The organism is Brevibacterium sp. SMBL_HHYL_HB1 (assembly GCF_018208375.1).
GTDB classification, from domain to species: domain Bacteria; phylum Actinomycetota; class Actinomycetes; order Actinomycetales; family Brevibacteriaceae; genus Brevibacterium; species Brevibacterium intestinavium.
In genome coordinates this window covers 427,423-445,496 of record NZ_CP062936.1, presented here as the reverse complement: position 1 = coordinate 445,496, position 18,074 = coordinate 427,423, and the positions used below count along the sequence as shown (strand labels likewise).

Here is an 18,074-nt window from a genome sequence, read left to right as displayed (position 1 = left end):
AGCGGGGCATGCGGGCAGGGCCCTGCTGCTCGTGTCCAGAGCCGTCAGGAATCGCGCAGAGAACGGGCATCGTCCGGTGGAAGGACGCGCACACGTGCTGAGATGCGGATCGGGGCGGCTGAGTCCTCGAACTCAGCCGCCCCGATCCGTCTCGACGGGCTCCGGGTGGTTTCCCCGGTCACGAGCCGCTGGCTCCGGCGGCGAAGATCAGGGCGAACATTCCGAGATAGAACAGGACGATGACGGCCCAGAACAGGACCCAGAGCGCAGTGCCGATGTAGCCGACCCACAGAGCTGCGATGGCCATCCCCTCGCCGCGTTCGCCGGTCTGACGGATCTGCTTTCGGGCGATGTGGCCCATGATGATTCCGCCGATTCCGGCCAGGAACACCGAGGAGACCAGTCCGAAGATCGAGCAGACCATGCCGACGACCGCGAGCGAATTCGTCGGCGGCATCGGCTGATAGACATACGCGGGGCCAGGGGCATACTGAGCATTGGCCGCGTAGGCATTGTTGGACCCGGCGACCGCATTGGAACCGTAGGTCTGGGCACCGTAGGTCGTGCCCGACTGGGGCTGCTGGTAGTACATGTCCGGGTTGTTCCAGTTGTCCTGGCTGCTCATGGCGAAGTCTCCTTGTGTCTGCCTTCAACCGTACAGAGTCGTCGATACCGGCAAAAGGCTGGGCGGTTACAGATCTGTCACGGTTGCGCCGCGAGGCACCGAGGCGGTGCCGGCCACTCCCAGCGTTCACAGCGTCCGACGGCGGTGGAGGCACCGAGGCGGTGCTGGCGTTCCAAGCGTTGGAAGCACCGAGGAGGTGCCGGCACTCCGACCGATCGCGGTCTCGGCGGCGCATCAGCTGATCGTCCCGGTATCGGCTGCGACGGCGAGGCCGACCATCAGCGCGATGACTCCGAAGTAGGCCAGCCAGAAGAGGATCCAGAAGATCACGCCGAGGTAGCCCAGCCACAGCGCAGCCACTGCCATCCCGTTGCCGCGTTCGCCTCGGCGCTTGATCTGGGAGCGAGCGACGTGGCCGAAGATGATGCCGAGGATGCCGAGGAAGAAGAACGATGAGACGAACGAGATGAGCGAGATCACGAACCCTGCGATCGCCGAGGAGTTCGTCGGCGCGAGCGGCTGACAGACGACGATGGGCGCCGACCTGCCGTACGTGACGGGTTCCGAGGGGCCGTGCGCCACCGGTGCCGACCTGACGGCAGGAGCCCGGACCGCGGCTGGAGCCGGAACGGCCGGATTCAGGACGGCAGGATCCGGAGCCGCGGGAGTTGTGCCGCCCATCGGCGAGGAATTCGATCCGGTGTAGGTGCTGCCGATGGGCAGTTGGCGTGTGTGCATCTCAGTTGCGCTCCGATAGCGATGGCCGTCTTCCGAGGGACCTGTCAGCAGGACCCCCGATGTCTGGTTCCCACGCTATCGAGGCACGGAGAGCACGATGACCGAATCGTGTTGCAGTCCTGCACCATCGGTGCCGGGACCGGAATCGCACACCGAGGCGGCCCGGCTGGCCCCGATCCCCACCGAGGCGGCCCGGCCGGCCCCGACCTCTGCCGAGGTGGCGCTGAGCAGGCCCGACCTCCGCCGAGGCGGTTCAGTAGCTGCCGATCATGGCCAGGAAGCCGACTCCGAAGAGACCGATCACGAGGATCAGCCCCACCAGCCCGATGGCAATGCTGACGTAGCCCATGATCAGGCCGGCGACCGCCTGTCCATGACCGTCTTCGCCGGTTCGCTTGATCTGGCTCAGCCCGATGTGGCCGAAGATGACGGCCAGGACCGGGGCGACCCACAGGAACATCGCAACGATGCTGAACACGACTCCGATGATCGGCATCATCGACAGCAGCCCGCAGACGAACCCACCGCCGATTCCGACAATGCCCATCCACATCGCCCACACGGCCATTTTGTTGGGGACGGGGCGGACGATCATCGGTGGCGCGCCGTAAGTCATCGGCTGACTGTAGACGCCCGGTTGGCTGTAGGCGCCATAGGCACCCGGCTGGCTGTACGCCCCCGACTGCCCATACGCGCCGTACGCGTCCTGCTGGTTGTAGGGGTCCGGCTGGCTGTACGCCCCCGACTGCCCGTACGCGTCATAGGCTCCTGGCTGGCTGTACCCGCCCTGGCCGTATCCCTGGTATCCCTGCGGGTACGGCTGCCCCTGGGAGTAGGACTGTCCCTGCGAGTACTGCCCGTCCCCGTAGGACTGTCCCTGCGAGTATTGCCCGGAGCCGTACTGCGGCTGAGACCCATAGTTGTGGTTGAACTGCTGCGAGCCGACCTGAGGTGGATCACTCGGACGGTATTCGGGGTTGTGGGACACGTTTGGCACCGTTTTCGCTCAGACACTGTTTGTACCCCACCACCCTAGTCGGGGACTCTGGCGAATGCCCAAGAATCTCGCGCACTGGCCGCCTCGCTCCTGCAGGAGAAACCGTGACCCGCTCCCCTTCTGAGTCCTCACCCGTTCCTCCGACTCCCCTGCGAACCCACCCGTCCCTGCGGGTCACATGAGAGCCCGGACCGGCGCGAACTCTAGACTGGAGGGCGATGACTCACACCGCAGACTCCCCCTCCCCCACCAAGCGCATCGCCCGCGAGCGCTTGGGGCGCAAACGCGAAAAGGTGCGCGCCGGAGCTGCGGCGATGCGACGAGAGACGTTCCACGCCGGCATGTGGGCCGTCCGCGCACCGCGGTGGATGTGGCCGGCCCTGCTGATCATCACCGGCATCGGCGCGGCTCTGCGCCTGTTGCGCCTCGGCTTTCCCCACCGCCTGATCTTCGACGAGACGTACTACGTCAAGGACGGCTACTCGGTCTTCAACTTCGGCTACGAGCGCTCCTGGCCCGAGAACGCCGACGACTACTTCAACGCCGGCGACCCCAGCGTCATCGAATCAACCCCCGAATACGTCGTCCACCCGCCGTTGGGCAAATGGCTCATCGGCATCGGCATCGACATCTTCGGCGCCGACGACTCTTTCGGCTGGCGCTTCTCGGTCGCGATCATCGGCTCTCTGACGATCTTCCTCATCGGCGTCATCGCCTGGAAGCTCTTCCGCTCGGGGTTCTTCGCCTGCGTCGCCGCCGGCCTGCTGTCCGTCGACGGCGAACACTTCGTCCACTCCCGCACGAGCCTGCTCGACATCGTGCTCATGGCCTTCGTCCTCCTCGCCTTCTACTTCGTCCTCCTTGACCGAGAACAGGTGACGAAGCGCCTCGCGAGCTGGTCGAAACGCACCTCGACGACATCGGAGCCCACCCCCGCCGAGGCGACCGCACGAACCACTCCGACCGTCGAGTCGACATCATCGCCGCAGACGTCATCGTCCGCCGAGGCGACCGTGCAATCCGCTCCGACCGCCGAGGCGACCGCGTCCCCAGCCGCGTCCGCCGCGGACGCATCCGCATCTGCGCGTGTGCGGGAGCGTCGTCGGCGTCGGGACGAGATGAATTTCGGGCCCCGCCTCGGCGTGCGTCCCTGGGTCATCGCTGCCGGCATCAGTGTGGGCCTGGCCATGGGCGTGAAGTGGTCGGGGCTGTATGCGGCCGCGGCGTTCGGGATCCTCCTCGTGGCCTGGGATGTGCATTCGCGGTATCGGGCCGGCGTCGTCCACCCGTGGCTGGGCATGTTCATCCGCGACAGCATTCCCTCGTTCCTCAAGCTCGTGCCGGTCGCTTTCGTGTCCTACCTCGCCTGCTGGGCCGGATGGATCCGCTCGGACGATGCGTGGGACCGGCAGTGGGCGGCGGAGAACACCGGGTGGTGGCAGTCGCTGCCGGACTGGCTGCAATGGTTGCCGTCACTGGTCCACTACCACTCCACGGCGTATTCGTTCCACGTCGGCCTCGACTCCGAGCATCCCTATATGTCGAACCCGTGGGGATGGATCGTGCAGTGGCGGCCGACGTCGTTCTACTACGAGTCCTACGGCCATGGCGATATGGGATGCGTGGCGGACAAGTGCTCCTCGGCGATCACCTCGGTGGGCAATCCGGTGATCTGGGGCCTGGCGCCGCTGGCGATCCTCGTCTGCCTCGTCGTGTGGATCATCCGCCGCGACGTCCGCCCGGCCGTCATCCTCGCCGGGCTGGCCGCGACCTGGCTGCCGTGGTTCGCCTACCAGGAACGGACCATCTTCACCTTCTACACCATCGTCATGGTCCCCTTCGTCGTCCTCGCGCTCACCTACTGCCTGACCCTGCTGTGGGGACGAGCACGAGCATCGGCACCCCCGGGAGCCCACCGTCGACGCTTCGGCCTGCGCGTCTCGGGAGCGCTGGTGGCCCGTCGGCTGACCGTCGGGCTCATCCTCGCCGCCGCCGTCATCGCCTTCGCCTACTTCTGGCCGGTCTACACCGGAGAGGTCATCCCCTTCTCGGACTGGAACGACCGCATGTGGAACATCACCTGGCGCTGATCGGCGGTTCCGGCGTGTGAGACCGGTCCGTCACGGCTTCGCCATCGAAGGGTCGCCTCGGCGACATGGCGCGTTCACCTCGAGGTAACACCGCGTCGTTAGCGTCGAATCATTGTGAATGACCTTTCGACGACTCCCGAGCACACCGCATCCGAGCACACGCCGGATGCGCCCACCACCGCGCCCGATCAGCAGGCCGCGCACACCCCCACCCCTTCACCCCCCCACACCGCACGGTCGCGATCATCCCGGCCCGCGGGGGGTCCAAGGGCATCCCCCTGAAGAACCTGCAGAAGGTCGCCGGCGTCTCCCTGCTCGCCCGCGCCATCAACGCCGCGAAGTCCAGCCCCAGCATCGACCGCGTGATCGTCTCGACCGACCACGAGGGCATCGCCGCCGAAGCCCTGCGCACCGGCGCCGAGGTCTCCCACCGTCCCGCAGAGATCGCCGGCGACACCGCCACCAGCGAATCCGCGCTCATCCATACCCTGTCGACCCTCGACGAGGACTACGACATCACGGTCTTCATGCAGTGCACCTCGCCGTTCATCGACTCCGCCTCCGTCGAGAACGCGGTGCGCGCGGTCGAAGACGATGAGGCCGATGTCGTGTTCTCCGCGGTCGAGGACCACTCCTTCCTGTGGCGGATCGACGAGGACCGGGCGGTGGCCGTCGGCCATGAGGCCGCCTACCGCCCCCGTCGCCAGGACCGGGCCAAGCACTACAACGAGACCGGCGCCTTCTACGTCATGCGCACCGCCGGCCTGCTGAAACATGAGCACCGCTTCTTCGGCCGCATCGGCATCGAGGAGGTCCCACCCGAACATGCCCGCGAGATCGACGACATGTCCGACCTGTCCCTCGTCCGCGCCATCGCCTCCACCCAGGAGACCGCGCAGGTCATCGACGTCGACGCCCTGGTCACCGACTTCGACGGCGTCCACACCGACGACGGAGCCTATGTCGACGAAGACGGCAACGAGCAGGTCCGCGTCCACCGCGGCGACGGCATGGGAATCTCCCGCCTCGTGAGGGCCGGGGTGCCGGTGATGATCCTGTCCAAGGAGCGCAACCCGGTCGTGACCCGCCGCGCGGAGAAGCTGAACGTCGACGTCGCACAGGGCATCGACAGCAAGGCGCACATCCTCAGCGCCTGGATCGAGTCCAACGGCCTCGACCCGGCCCGCGTGGCCTACGTCGGCAACGACATCAACGATCTCGAGGCCTTCGACGTCGTTGGCTGGCCCATCGCCGTCGCCGACGCCCACCCCAAGGTCCTCGCCGCCGCCCGCGTCGTCCTCGACCGCCCCGGGGGCAGAGGCGCAGTCCGCGAGGTCTGCGATCTCATCCCCATCCCCGCCGAGGCGACCGGTCCCCTCCACGCCCCGACACTGACTCCCGTGTCCGCCGCCGAGGCGACCCCGCCCCGGCATGCGACCGGACACCCGTCCACCTTCCCTGACCGTCAACCGTCCATCCAGCAGCAACAGCCGTTGCTCACCGACCACGCAGCCAAACCGCGTGCCAACCGAAAGCAGGTTTCATGACTGATCGACTCGCCCCCGTGGCCATCGGGAACCACCTCGTCGGCCCGAACCAGCCCGTGTACATGATCGGCGAAATCGGCATCAACCACAACGGAGACGTCGAGATCGCCAAGCAGCTCATGGATGTCGCCGTCACCGCCGGTGCGCAGGCCGTGAAGTTCCAGAAGCGCAACCCCGAGGTTGCCGTGCCCGAACACCAGAAGTCGAAGATCCGCTCGACCCCGTGGGGCGAGATGACCTACATCGACTACAAGCACCGCGTCGAGTTCGGCATCGAGGAATATGCCGAGATCGACCGCTACGCCAAGGAAGTCGGACTGCAGTGGTTCGCCTCCCCGTGGGACACCGACTCCGTCGACTTCCTCGAGAACGAGTTCGATGCGCTCACCTATAAGGTGGCCTCTGCCTCGCTGACGGATCTCACACTGCTGCGGGCCATCGCCGCCACCGGCAAGCCCGTCCTCTGCTCCTCGGGCATGTCCGACTGGGAGACCCTCGACCGCGCCGTGGAGGTCTTCGACCGCGACAGACTCGTGCTCATGCACGCCACCTCGACGTATCCGCTGCCGCCCGAAGAGGTCAACCTCACAGCGATCCCGGCCATGCGACAGCGCTACGGCGTGCCCGTGGGCTACTCCGGCCACGAGCTCGGCCTCGAGATCTCCTTCGCCGCCGCGGCCCTGGGCGCCGTCACCATCGAACGCCACATCACGCTGGATTCCTCGATGTGGGGCTCGGATCAGTCGGCATCGATGGAACCGCGCGAGTTCGCCTCGCTGGTCAAGGGGGTCCGCGTGCTCGAGACCGCCTTCGGCGACGGAGTCAAGCGCGTCATGCCGGGCGAGGAGTCGAAGATCGATTCGCTGCGCAAGGTCACCGTCTGAGCTGAGTTCGGGTTCGGCCCGACTGCAGCCGAGCGTTCGGCCCCATCCCCTCGCCGAGGTGGTGGGGCCGACGTCTGTCCGCGTGTGCCGAGTTCGACCGCGCCTTCCGAAGGGCGGCGCGACGTCGAGCGCGGTTCACCTGCCGAGGTGCTGGAGTCTTCGAGCCAGTCGCCGGGCCCGCCACTGCAGGCCGTGCCGGAGCTTGCCGGCGAGCACTCTCGCCTCCTCACCGGCGGTCCTGTTGCGTTCGGCGGCGAGGATCTCCGCGCTTCGTGCGAGCTCGCCTGTCAGCGTCGCGTTCTCCTGTTCGAACCGTGAGTTCTCCCGTGCGAGGTGTCTGAGCTCGTCGCGTGCGCGGTCGGCGGCGGTTCGGGCCTCATCGCGTTCGCCTTCGACCAGTCTCAGCCGCTCCTCGGACACCTCCTGCAGCGACGCTCGCTCGGACACTGCTTCCCGGTGTTCGCACCGGGCCTGTGCGAGTTCACGTTGGACCTGCGCGAGTTCGCGGCGGGTGCGGGTCAGAGCCCGGGCCTGCTCGGCGGCGACCTCCTCGGATTCGCAGAGCGCCGCGACGTGGAACTCCTCGGCCCGGATGTCCTCCCAGGCCCGAAGCTCGGCACCGGTCGAGGACGTGTCGCCTCGGACGTCACCGACCGAGGAGCTGTCGTCTCGGTCGTCCCCGGTCGCAGGAGGAGGCACGCAACCGTCGTCAGCGAGCGCGGTACGCACCCCGCCGTCGCCTGCCGGATGCGTCCCCGCCCCGGACCGTGGGCGCAGCGAGCGGCTGATGGCAGCGAGGTTCTCGGCGGTGACCTCGGCGAAGCGGACGCGGGTATCGGCCAGATCGGCCTGCAGATCCCCGCCGCAGGAATAGGCGTCTGCAACGGCTGCGACCATGCGCTCGGCAAGCGCCTCGGCGCGCTCGACGTTGCCTCCACCGACGGAATCGGCCTCCATCCCCTCCGGCTCGACCGGGATCACGAGTTCAGGATGGCCGATGTCGGCGGCGAAGTAACCGAGCTTGGCGTGCAGGTCCACAGAGATCGGGATCGCGCCGAGCCCGAAGGGGATCATCTGCGCGTGCCCGCGCCCGCCGAGCACATACGGCACGGATGACAAGGCCTCGATGCCGGTGAAGAATCCGACGTCATGCCCGTACAGACGCACCTCCTCGACGCCGGGCACCTCGGCGATCAGACGCCTGGACACCTCGGCGTCGTCGGGGTGGAACGGTGTGCTCAGCACCCGCCATCCCCGGTCCACGAGGATCCGCGCGGCCGTCGCCGTGGCCACGTGGATCACCTCGGCGTCGTATCCGGCCGCGATCTGCCGAGGATGGACGAGCATCTGGATGGCCACGGTCCGCTCGGCCGGATCCGGGCGTCTGCCGGCCAGGGGCGCATAGAGGTGGTCGAGAATCGTCGTCGGACACGGCTGGAAGGCGATGCGGTCCCGCTCGCCCAGCAGCTGGCCCATGGTCGCCATGCTGCCGGTGTTGCGCAGACCGAAGAACACGGACTGGTCGAGCACCTGGCCGACATGAGTGCGCATGAGCTCGTCGAAGTCCGACTGCCCGGGGAACCGGTTGTCCCCGAGCGCGTAGACGATGAGCGGGACCTCGAGGGCGGCGAGCGCCTCGGGCGAGATCTTCCACTGCCAACCCGACAGGCGGTTCGGGTTCGTGTCCTGGAGGAACAGCCCTCCCCCACCGATGACCACGGCGTCGGCGGTCGCGTTGATCCGTTCGACGGCCGCCTCGTCGACTTCGCGTCGCAGCGCCGCCGCCGAGGTGAACGTGAACCTCGGCTCCGCCCGTGCCGAGTCCGCACCGCCGAGGACACGGAAGGCGTCCCTGACGACGGGGAACAGCACTTTGTCACCGAAATTGCCCCAGGTCGGGATGTCGAAGTGGAAGAGTCTCAGAGCCCCCATCGGCCAAGACTAAGGCGGGCGGGAGAACACCGAGTGAACAGCTGTGGACACTCGCGTACACCTGCTCGCCACTTTCCGTTCTCCTGCCGCCTCTACGATCGTTCGGACGCGCACAGCACCCGAGCCGGGCCAGCTCCCGGAATCCGCGGACGCGGCGACCATCTGCCGCATCCGGCCTGAGAAAGGACCCAATGCCCGCACCAGTCGTCAGCGTCGTCATCGCCGCGAAGAACGCCGAAGCCACCATCGGCGGGAGCCTCACGAGCCTGGTCAACCAGAACTTCGACGCCGGCGACCTCGAGGTCATCGTCGTCAACGACGGATCGACCGATGACACGGTCGGGGTGGTCGGCGAGTTCTCCGACCGCCTCACTCTCATCGAGATCGACAACCCGGTCTCCCGCGGAGTCTCGGCCGCCCGCAACACCGCGCTCGAGGCCTCGACGGGGCAGACGATCACCTACCTCGACGCCGACGACTGGTACGCCCCGGGCCATCTGCGCTCACTGACCGATGCCATCACCGGGCTGGGCGTGGACTTCGTGAAGACGAACTACCTCATCGTCAACGGCTTCAACCGCAAGCTGCGCCGAGCCCCCTGCGCGCAGCACAACACGGCGCTCGATCCGCGCGACTTCATCCTTCCCCACGACGCCTCGACGATGGTCGACTTCCCCGAATGCTGGACCGGCATCTACTCCCGGTCGATGGCCGAGCGCGGGCTGCTCGACTTCGACCCGGAGCTGCGCACCTGCGAGGACCGGCCCTGGACCTGGCGGCATCACCTCGAGGCGGATTCCTTCGCCGTCGTCGACACCGCGGGTCTGTGCTATCGCAAGGGCAGCTCCACCTCGTTGACGGCCGTCTTCGACGAGCGTCAGCTCGACTTCATCCCGGCCTTCCGATCCATCTTCGCGATGCTCGAGGCCGGCCCGGACCTCCGCCGGTTCGAGCAGAAGGCGGTGCGCAACTTCCTGTCCATCCTCTACTTCCAGATCGTCAATCGGGGCTCGTCGATGACGCGCGCGGTGCGCGAGATGCTCAACCTCGGGGCCGTGAACACGCTGAGATCGGTCGGCAACGACGTCATCGACCTCGCCCTGACCAATTTCGGCGACCGCCGACTGCCCGTGATCGACCCGATCGTCAGGACGGCCCGCTGATGACCCAGATCATCGAGATCTCCACCCAGTACCAGTTGGCGAACGTCGCCGCCCTCATCCGGTCCGGCCGCCTCGGCGGGGATGGGAACCTCGGCGAGGCCGACCGCCTCGGCGACGATCGGCAGCGTCGCATCCTCGTGGTGGCGAACAATTCCTTCGCCCCGGAGCTGACCCCGGCCGCCGATGCCATGCCCGGCTCACGCGGGCTGCTGGCCGATTTCGATCTCGTCGTCGATTGGAATGCCGCGATCTGGCCGAACCATCCGAAGGCCTTCGGCATCTCCGGCGAGCGCGCCCCCATCATGGAACGCGCCCTGCGGCGGGAGTGGGGCATCGACGATCACGAACCGCTCGAACTCATCGTCGAGTCCCTGCCCGGCCACCCTGCCGGGGCGCTGACGCAGATCTTCTCGACCGCGGCGATCAGCGTCCATTCGGACGGGCTGATGAGCTACGGCCCGGTCCGCAATCCGCTCACCCTGCCGCAGTGGCAGCGGCTGCGGGCGATCTTCTACACGGACCTGCTGCCGGGCATCACCCCACGTCAGCTGGCCGAGCACACCCCCGACCGGGTGGTGCTGCCGACCGCGGACCTGGCGGATGTCATCGACGCTATGACCGCCGAGGTGGCCGATGACCTGGCGACCGCCGGCCTCGATTCGCCGATCGACGACAGTGCGCTCGTGCTCGGTCAGTACCTCGCTCAGCTCGACCTCATCACCGCCGAGGAGGAGCTCGAGCTGCACCTGCAGATGATCGATGAGGTCAAGGACGCCGGCCTGAGCACGGTGATCTTCAAACCGCACCCCACCTCGGCGCGGACGACGATCGGGCCGCTGCGCCGCCGCTGTGAGGAGTTCGGTCTCGAATTCGTCCTCGCCGATGTTCCGCTGCTGGCCGAGATCGTCGTGGCCGCCACGCGCCCCGAACTCGTCGTCTCCTGCTTCTCGACGGGACTGGCGACGGCGAAGGGACTCTACGGCTGTCAGACCGCGGCCGTCGGCACGGAGAGGCTGCTGGCCGAGCTGGCTCCGTATCAGAACAGCAACCGGATTCCGCTGACGATCATCGACGCCCTCCACTCGGGACGGTACGAACTGCCGGACGCCCCTGCCGGGACAGTGGCGCGAAACCTCAACGGGCTCATCGACGCCGTCACCTACTGCATGCAGCCGGGCTCCGCGGCGCATCTGCGCGGCAGCGCCATCGACTTCCTGCGCTCGGCGATCGGCGGGCCGGACATGAAGTACTTCAAACGCAAGCGCCTGACCGCGCTCGACCTGCCGGGGCAGCTGCAGCCGCCAATGCACCGGAAGACCCTGAGCGCTGCCAAGCGGCATCTGATCTCGCGGGCGAAACGCACCCAACGCGTCCTGAAGGACTACGGCATCACCGTCGATGCATCGAAGCTGAAGAGGAACGGCTGAGCTGCTGATGACTGCGAAGAACGATACACAGAAGTCCGAGAAGAACCCCGTCGGGAACCCCGGCAAGTACCCCAACAAAAAGCGGGCCCGGCTGACATCGGTCGCCTTCGTCGAATCCCCGCTGCAGTTCCTCTCTGCGCTCGAATCGCACGAACCGGCCGAGGACCTGCTCATCCGCGCCCGGGCGAACGCGAAGGGCATGACCTCGTTCCTCGATGCCTTCGACCCCGCCTGGCTGCCGGATAATGTGCGCCTCGAACGCGAAGGCGCGAAACCCGGTGTGCTGCGCAAGGCGGACTTCGATCGGATCTACCTCGGCGATGCGTGTTCGGGTCAGGTGCACAAGGCTCTGTCGCTGGCCTATCTGGAACGTCGCCTGCCCGAGGTCGTCATCCTCGACGACGGGCTGGCCACCTACTCGACGATCGAGATCCTCACCGCCAAGCGCGGCCCCCTCGTCAGGCCCAGGCAGAAGCTCAAGGCTTCGCGGACGGTCATGGCCGCGCATGTCGCCGATCGTCTGCGCGGACTGGCCACGACGGGCAGGCTGCGCTGGCACACGGCGCTGCCGGTGTCCAAGGACCTGCGCAGGGCCTTCCTCAAGACCGGCGGCGAGATCACCCGTCATCGGTTCGAACACCTCCAGACCCTGCCGACGGGAGGCAGCCACCCGCGGGACAACCCGGTCATCGGTACGGCGCTGGCCGCCGACGGGCTCATCGACGCAGCCGCCTACCGCGCATGGATCGGCGACCTCGTCGACGCCCACGGCTCGATCACCTACTACCCGCATCGGCGCGAGACCGACGCCTTCCTCACCGACCTCGCCCGAGACGACCGCATCAGGATCAAGCACGTCGGTCTGCCGATCGAACTTCGCCTGGTCAACCTGCCGCCCGGTTCGACGATCCGCAGCCTGCCGTCGACCGCGGCGGTGTCCCTGGCAGTGCTCAACCCGGACGTGTCCATCAGCGTCACCGAGATCCCCGCGCAGTGGTGGACCGGCGCCTCGCCCGATAGTCTGCGAGAGTCCCTCAATGCCCAGACGGTCAAGGCAGATGTCGAATCCTGAATCCCCGGAGACCATCCGCATCCTCTCCGTCTCCGACAGCGAGTCCTACCTCAAATGGGCGACCCAGCTGCTGACGAGCCTGCCCGACGTCGACGGCCGGGTCGTCCTCATCGACAATCCGATCCTGCCCACCGACGAACAGATCGCCGGCGCCGTGACTGGCACCGACTGGCAGCACCGCGAGATTCCCGTCATCAGACGCACGGACCTCGCTCGAGTCATCGCCGACTACTCCCCCGACATCGTCCTCGGCGCCGCCACCGGACCGATCGTCGCCCAGGTCTTCCTCACCGCGCATATGCTCACGCCTCGCCCAGCCCTGGTCTCCGGCCTGCCGGGAATGGGGCTGCCCGCCCGCGGCAAGGGTATGAATTATCGCCGGCTGATGGATGCGTTCATCGCCCATTCCTTCGCCGAGGTGGCCGCCTACACCGAGGCCAGCACCCGAACTCAGGTGCCGTGCGAGGTTCTGCTGGCCCGCCTGCCGATGCTGCGATCGACAGGAATCCCGCAGCCTCTCGCCGAGGCGGCCCCACCGTCAACCGGCCCCGCTGCCTCATCGGCCAGCGCCCCACACGCGGTCTCGGTCTCCGCTCCCGCGGCCCCGCGCACCCTCGTGTTCGCCCCGCAGGCGAAGGTTCCCGCCGAGCGTGCCGACCGCGAAGCGATCATCGCGGCGCTGGCCGGTTTCGCCGACCGGCATGACGGGTCGAGGACCGTCATCAAGATGCGTTCTCGCCCCGGCGAGTTCGAAACCCACCACGAACAGCATTCCTACGTCGAGATCCTCGAGGGCCTCTGCCGCCGAGGTGTTGCCGGTGCTGACCGCATCGAGTTGGGGTATGGCCCGCTCTCGGACTTCCTGACCCCCGGGTCCGGCCTGGTCACCGTGTCGTCGACGGCAGCCCTCGAATCCATCGACCGCGGCATCCCGACCCTGCTCGTCTCCGACTTCGGCTTCGACGCCGGGCTGCTCAATGAGGTCTTCGCCGCTTCCGGTGCCACCGGCACACTCGCCGAGGTGGCCGCCGGGTCCATCGGCTTCCCCGACCCGGCCTGGTTGGCCGAGAACTACTTCCATCCCGAGGACGGTCAGCTGCGCCGCAGCCTGGGGCTGCTGGCCACTCGAGCCCGAACCGGTCAGCTGCCGAACCGGCGCTCCGACGTGCTCAGGCAGAAGCGTATGCTGCTGCGCGCCGAGCTGCGCACTTTCACTCCCGGCCCCGTCATCAGCACCTACCGGAAGCTGCGCTACCAGCGCTGAAACCTGCCCCATCGTCTCCGGCAGAACCTCATCCGGATGCCTGCAGCCGCGTCTGAATACCGAAAATGATGGTGTCGACACCATAATCGAAGACGGCTCGCTGACTGGTCACCGCCTGATACTTCTCCCCCACCGCCGACCCGACTCGGCTTGATACGGGGAATGATCCCGCAGGCATCACCTGTTCGAGCAGTGGGGCGTTGGCCTCCCACCAGTCCAGGTCGCTGACGCCGGAACTGTGTTCGAGTCTCTGCGCGTTGATGCTCTTCGCAGCGCTGGCCGCGGCATGCGATTCGATGAGTGCGACTGTGTGGTCCATGGTGATGTCGTCGAGTCCGAAGCCTTCGAATGCTTCGAGTTCCCACTCATAGCGGGCCGAGGTGTGAGGACCGATCCACGGCCGATGCGACTGGGCATCGACCAGCCACGGATGTCGATGGTACTCATCCCACAGGACTTCGGAGATGCAGCGCACCCGCTCTGCCACCGAGCCCGAATGCACCGGCATCGGGCTGAGCCCGATGACCTTGTCAACCATCAATCCGATCAGCCCGGACCTGTGCGGCACATACCCGTAGAGCGACATGACCGAGACTCCGACTGACTCCGCCACCTTGCGCATGGACAGCGCATCGATCCCGCCGGTATCGGCGAGCTCGATCGCTGCGTCGATGATCTGATCGACGCTGAGCCTGCGGCGGGGCCCGCGTGCACCCACCTCGGTGTCCAGCTGATCGCGCCACAGCAAACGCAGAACGACGTCGTCGGCGGCCGGATCGAATCGTGGCGAGCTTGTTTCGGAATTCATGCTTGCAGTTTACTCCGTGCGGTGTACACTGTTTCACTCGACCCGATTCCGTACACTGTAAATAGTTAGGCATTGCGAATGCATGAAGAACGGAACCACGACCGTGACCGCCCGGCGGTGCGAGCGTCTGGTCTGGTCAAGCACTACGGAGATCTCAGAGCTCTCGACGAGCTGTCGATGGAGATTCCGGCAGGGACCATCCACGGCCTCCTGGGCCCCAACGGCGCAGGAAAATCGACCGTGGTCAATGTGCTGAGTACACTCGTCGGCCTCACCCGGGGAACAGCCGAGGTCGCCGGCTTCGACGTCAGTCGACAGACAGCTCAGGTCCGCCGTTGCATCGGTCTCGTCGGCCAGACCGCCGCGCTCGACGAGATCCTCGGCGGACGTCAGAATCTCGTGATGTTCGGCCGGCTGCTCGGCCTCTCTCGCCGGGACGCCGAGCGACGAGCCGACGAGCTTCTCGGCGAGTTCTCCCTCACCGAGGCGGCAGACCGTCCGGTGAGCACGTACTCGGGCGGGATGCGCCGGCGCCTCGACATCGCGGTGGGCATGATCCTCGACCCCGTCGTCCTCTTCCTCGATGAACCGACGACGGGCCTGGATCCACGGGGACGCACCGACGTGTGGAACTCGGTGCGGGAGATCGCCGCCCGAGGTACAACGGTGCTGCTGACCACGCAGTATCTCGAGGAGGCCGACAGTCTGGCGGGTCGAATCTCGATCATGAAGGCCGGGCGAATCATCGCCGAGGGGACTCCGAGTGATCTCAAACGTCAACGAGGCGGTGACCGGATCGAGATCACCGCGAGTCATCAGGCTGCTGCCCGGGCCATCCGAGATGCGCTGCTTCCGACAGACGCGGCGTCGTCGGAGGAGGCTGTCGTAGAACTCGACGAGGAGACGGGAGTCGTGACCTCTCCCGCCACCAGGGGCACACGCGATCTCGCTGCGGCAGTCAGACGCCTGGATGCCGCAGACATCACCGCCGATGACATCGTTCTGCGCAGACCGACACTCGACGAGGTGTTCCTCGCCCTGACCGAGAAGGAGGACGCATGAGTACCGTGCGCGAAGGCCTGATCCTCACCCGCAGGGACCTCGCCCACTGGCGTCGGCAGCCATGGTCCCCGATCTTCAGCCTGCTCTTCACGATCATGCTGCTGCTGATGTTCGCCTTCATCTTCGGAGGTTCCATCCGGCTTCCCGGAGGCGGCGACTACATCCAGTTCCTGCTTCCGGGCATGATGACCATGGCGATGATGTTCGGAGCGGAGACCACCATGACGACCATGGCGAATGACTCCAAGAAGGGCATCACCGATCGTCTGAGGTCGATGCCTCGGTCTCGCTCGGTCGAGTCGGGGCCGACATGGTCAGCTCGACGGTCGAAATCGCCATTCTCGTCATCGGCGGGCTCCTGCTCGGATGGAGGACGACGAATTCTCCCCTGGCAGGAATCATTGCGGTGGCGCTGCTCCTGTGGCTTCGGTTCGCCGTCCTCTGGGTCGGCATCTTCCTCGGCCTCACCGTCGGCAGGCACGAGGGGGCCACGGTCCTGGTCCAGATCCTGGTGTGGCCGGTCGGTTTTCTGTCAGATGTCTTCGCCGCGCCGGAGCTCATGCCCGACTGGCTGGGCACGATTGCGGCGTGGAATCCCATATCGGCAACTGCCACAGCAGTCCGCGAACTGTTCGGCAACCCCACGGGCGTTACGGGCGGATGGCTGGCTGACGCGAGCCTGTTTGCAGCGATCGCCTGGCCCCTGGCCATCACAGCAGTGTTCCTACCCCTGTCGGCCAGAGCCTATCGCCGCCTGAGGAGGTAGCCATCGCCTCCTCTGGCGAGTTGCGCTGAGCAACGAGCGCCGCGGCAACGGTGGAGTGCCGAGACCACTGTGCGTGCCCTCTGTGTCAGGCTGTCTTGTGACAGTTATCTGACAATATTGGCGGGGAGAGAAGTCTGTTATGTCTTTTGAAGTTCCGTCCCGTTCCTCGAGCCGCGGGCATTTCACCACGGCCCAGAAACTCGAGATCCTGGACGAATATGACAAATGTATCGAGATGGGTTCTAAAGCCCAGTTGGCTCGGACTGTCGGGGTCAATCCCAGAACGATCTATCAGTGGTTCGTGGACAGAGAAAATGGTTGCCTGACCTCGCGATCGGATCGGTTGAATGGCAATCCCAGTGACAACAAGCTCAAAGCCGCTGAGAAGAAGCAACTCACACAGCTGCAGGCCGAGAACGAAGCGTTGAAGGCCAAACTGGCCAAGTCTGAAGCTGCGGTCGATATCTTGGGAAAAGCGTCCGCGCTCTTGGAAGCGATGTCCAAGAGCGCGACCGCGACAGACCCGACGCTGCCCGAGGTCGAGGCGACCAGGCCGGACTGGATGAGCCCGCCACAGTAAAGGCAATCGGGTTCAGGTTCATCGGCGATCTGATCAGGGTCGGCTGGTCGATCACGGCGGCCTGCGAGTTGATGGGTGTGCATCGTACGAGTTGGTACCGTCACCAGAATCCGGCGGTCCCGGCCGGGGTGCAGGTGCCGCAGAAGGAACGCGACTACCCGAGTCGGATCACCACCGCCGAGGCCGATGCGTTCATGGCGCTGTTGAACTCTGAAGACTATGAGAGCCTGTCTGTCACCCAGGCGTATTGGCGGATGCTCGATGCCGGGCAGGTGCCATTCTCCGCGTCGACGGCTCACCGAGTGGTGGCCGCACACGGGCAGAACGGAGACCGTCGCGCCCAGCGCCGTGGTAACCAGCCCAAACGGCCTAAGCCGGTCCACGCTGCCTGCGCACCGAACCAACTGTGGAGTTGGGACATCACGATGCTGCGCGGTCCCGGCAAGGTCATCTATCGCCTCTATGCCATCATGGACGTTTTCTCCCGCAAGATCGTTGGCCACCGGGTCGAGACTTCCGAGAAATCCGTCCATGCTCAGACCATGATCGATCAGGCTGTGGCAACTAACCAGCAGTACCCGACCGTGCTACACGCCGATAACGGGGCTCCCATGCGCGCGGCAACGACTGTCCAGTTCGCTCAGTCGCTGGGGATCAAGCTGTCCTTTTCCCGGCCCAGAGTGTCGAATGACAACGCGTTTAGTGAATCGACGTTCAAGACCATCAAGTACCACTTGGACTTTCCCACCCGGTTCGAATCCATCGATCATGCTCGTGACTACATGGCCGCGTTCATTGCTGACTACAACGCGAACCACCGCCACAGCGGCCTGAATTATTACACTCCCAACGATGTCCATCACGGACGTACCGAGCTTGTCCGGGCCCGTCGCCAAGCCACTCTGGAGGCCCGTCACTGCGCGCATCCGGAACGATTCCACACCAGCCCCATAGCCGCTGGCCCACCGACCCACGCCGGCATCAATAGCCCAGAAAACACCGAGCTGTCACAAACAGCTTGAAATATACCGCGTGCACCGTGGTCTCGGCACGCCATAGTGGTTTCGACGCGAAGTGCCCGGCGCCCAGCGACCTCCACCGTGGTCTCGGCGCTCCACC

The 18,074-nt window shown here is 66.2% G+C and carries 16 protein-coding genes; 11 read left to right on the top strand and 5 right to left on the bottom strand.

Going from position 1 to position 18,074, the window contains the following annotated elements; genetic code table 11:
* Positions 1-178 precede the first annotated feature (178 nt).
* The 3 genes from IG171_RS02115 to IG171_RS02105 form a co-directional block, all read right to left on the bottom strand.
* Entirely contained in the window at positions 179-625 is a 447-nt protein-coding gene (locus tag IG171_RS02115; RefSeq protein WP_212129532.1) for a DUF4190 domain-containing protein, read from the bottom strand.
* A 234-nt stretch (positions 626-859) separates the two neighbouring features.
* Positions 860-1,363, bottom strand: a complete 504-nt coding sequence (locus IG171_RS02110) for a DUF4190 domain-containing protein (protein ID WP_212129531.1) — start codon at positions 1,361-1,363, stop codon at positions 860-862.
* A gap of 253 nt (positions 1,364-1,616) precedes the next feature.
* A complete protein-coding gene (locus IG171_RS02105; protein WP_249203977.1) occupies positions 1,617-2,351 on the bottom strand; it encodes a DUF4190 domain-containing protein in 735 nt (244 codons plus the stop codon).
* Positions 2,352-2,578: 227 nt separating this feature from the next.
* On the opposite strand from IG171_RS02105, the gene IG171_RS02100 reads away from it, so the two are divergent.
* The 3 genes from IG171_RS02100 (at position 2,579) to IG171_RS02090 (ending at position 6,881) form a co-directional block, all read left to right on the top strand.
* On the top strand, positions 2,579-4,450 hold the full coding sequence (locus IG171_RS02100) for a phospholipid carrier-dependent glycosyltransferase (RefSeq protein ID WP_249203972.1): 1,872 nt from the start codon (positions 2,579-2,581) through the stop codon (positions 4,448-4,450).
* 242 nt (positions 4,451-4,692) lie between these two features.
* Positions 4,693-5,997 (top strand): acylneuraminate cytidylyltransferase, encoded by a 1,305-nt coding sequence (locus IG171_RS02095; protein WP_212131487.1) that lies wholly within the window; start codon positions 4,693-4,695, stop codon positions 5,995-5,997.
* Positions 5,994-6,881 (top strand): N-acetylneuraminate synthase family protein, encoded by an 888-nt coding sequence (locus IG171_RS02090; RefSeq protein ID WP_212129525.1) that lies wholly within the window; start codon positions 5,994-5,996, stop codon positions 6,879-6,881. The genes IG171_RS02095 and IG171_RS02090 overlap by 4 nt, the downstream gene beginning before the upstream one ends.
* A 135-nt stretch (positions 6,882-7,016) precedes the next feature.
* Here IG171_RS02090 and IG171_RS02085 read toward each other — a convergent pair whose 3' ends face one another.
* On the bottom strand, positions 7,017-8,813 hold the full coding sequence (locus IG171_RS02085) for a polysaccharide pyruvyl transferase family protein (protein ID WP_212129523.1): 1,797 nt from the start codon (positions 8,811-8,813) through the stop codon (positions 7,017-7,019).
* A 191-nt stretch (positions 8,814-9,004) separates the two neighbouring features.
* Here IG171_RS02085 and IG171_RS02080 point away from each other — a divergent pair, with 191 nt between their 5' ends.
* From IG171_RS02080 to IG171_RS02065, 4 genes are read left to right on the top strand one after another with little or no spacing between them, the layout of a single operon-like run.
* Positions 9,005-9,976, top strand: a complete 972-nt coding sequence (locus tag IG171_RS02080; protein WP_212129522.1) for a glycosyltransferase family 2 protein — start codon at positions 9,005-9,007, stop codon at positions 9,974-9,976.
* Positions 9,976-11,403, top strand: a complete 1,428-nt coding sequence (locus tag IG171_RS02075) for a polysialyltransferase family glycosyltransferase (RefSeq protein WP_212129520.1) — start codon at positions 9,976-9,978, stop codon at positions 11,401-11,403. The genes IG171_RS02080 and IG171_RS02075 overlap by 1 nt, the downstream gene beginning before the upstream one ends.
* Before the next feature lie 7 nt (positions 11,404-11,410).
* On the top strand, positions 11,411-12,475 hold the full coding sequence (locus IG171_RS02070; protein WP_249203971.1) for an alpha-2,8-polysialyltransferase family protein: 1,065 nt from the start codon (positions 11,411-11,413) through the stop codon (positions 12,473-12,475).
* Positions 12,462-13,739: a DUF6716 putative glycosyltransferase gene (locus IG171_RS02065; protein ID WP_249203970.1), complete on the top strand. Its 1,278-nt coding sequence runs from the start codon at positions 12,462-12,464 to the stop codon at positions 13,737-13,739. Before IG171_RS02070 ends, IG171_RS02065 begins: the two co-directional genes overlap by 14 nt.
* A 28-nt stretch (positions 13,740-13,767) precedes the next feature.
* Here IG171_RS02065 and IG171_RS02060 read toward each other — a convergent pair whose 3' ends face one another.
* Positions 13,768-14,547 carry a TetR/AcrR family transcriptional regulator gene (locus IG171_RS02060; protein ID WP_212129518.1) on the bottom strand — a complete coding sequence of 260 codons (780 nt, stop codon included), beginning with the start codon at positions 14,545-14,547 and terminating at the stop codon, positions 13,768-13,770.
* 78 nt (positions 14,548-14,625) lie between these two features.
* Here IG171_RS02060 and IG171_RS02055 point away from each other — a divergent pair, with 78 nt between their 5' ends.
* The 4 genes from IG171_RS02055 (at position 14,626) to IG171_RS02040 (ending at position 17,977) form a co-directional block, all read left to right on the top strand.
* On the top strand, positions 14,626-15,609 hold the full coding sequence (locus IG171_RS02055; RefSeq protein ID WP_212129516.1) for an ATP-binding cassette domain-containing protein: 984 nt from the start codon (positions 14,626-14,628) through the stop codon (positions 15,607-15,609).
* A gap of 310 nt (positions 15,610-15,919) precedes the next feature.
* Positions 15,920-16,375: an ABC transporter permease gene (locus tag IG171_RS19300; RefSeq protein WP_349252134.1), complete on the top strand. Its 456-nt coding sequence runs from the start codon at positions 15,920-15,922 to the stop codon at positions 16,373-16,375.
* A 139-nt stretch (positions 16,376-16,514) separates the two neighbouring features.
* The gene (locus tag IG171_RS02045) at positions 16,515-16,955 is read left to right on the top strand and encodes a transposase (protein ID WP_212127466.1); all 441 of its coding nucleotides are present in this window, start codon (positions 16,515-16,517) and stop codon (positions 16,953-16,955) included.
* 71 nt (positions 16,956-17,026) lie between these two features.
* Positions 17,027-17,977: an IS3 family transposase gene (locus IG171_RS02040; protein WP_249203629.1), complete on the top strand. Its 951-nt coding sequence runs from the start codon at positions 17,027-17,029 to the stop codon at positions 17,975-17,977.
* The last annotated feature ends 97 nt before the right edge of the window (positions 17,978-18,074 follow it).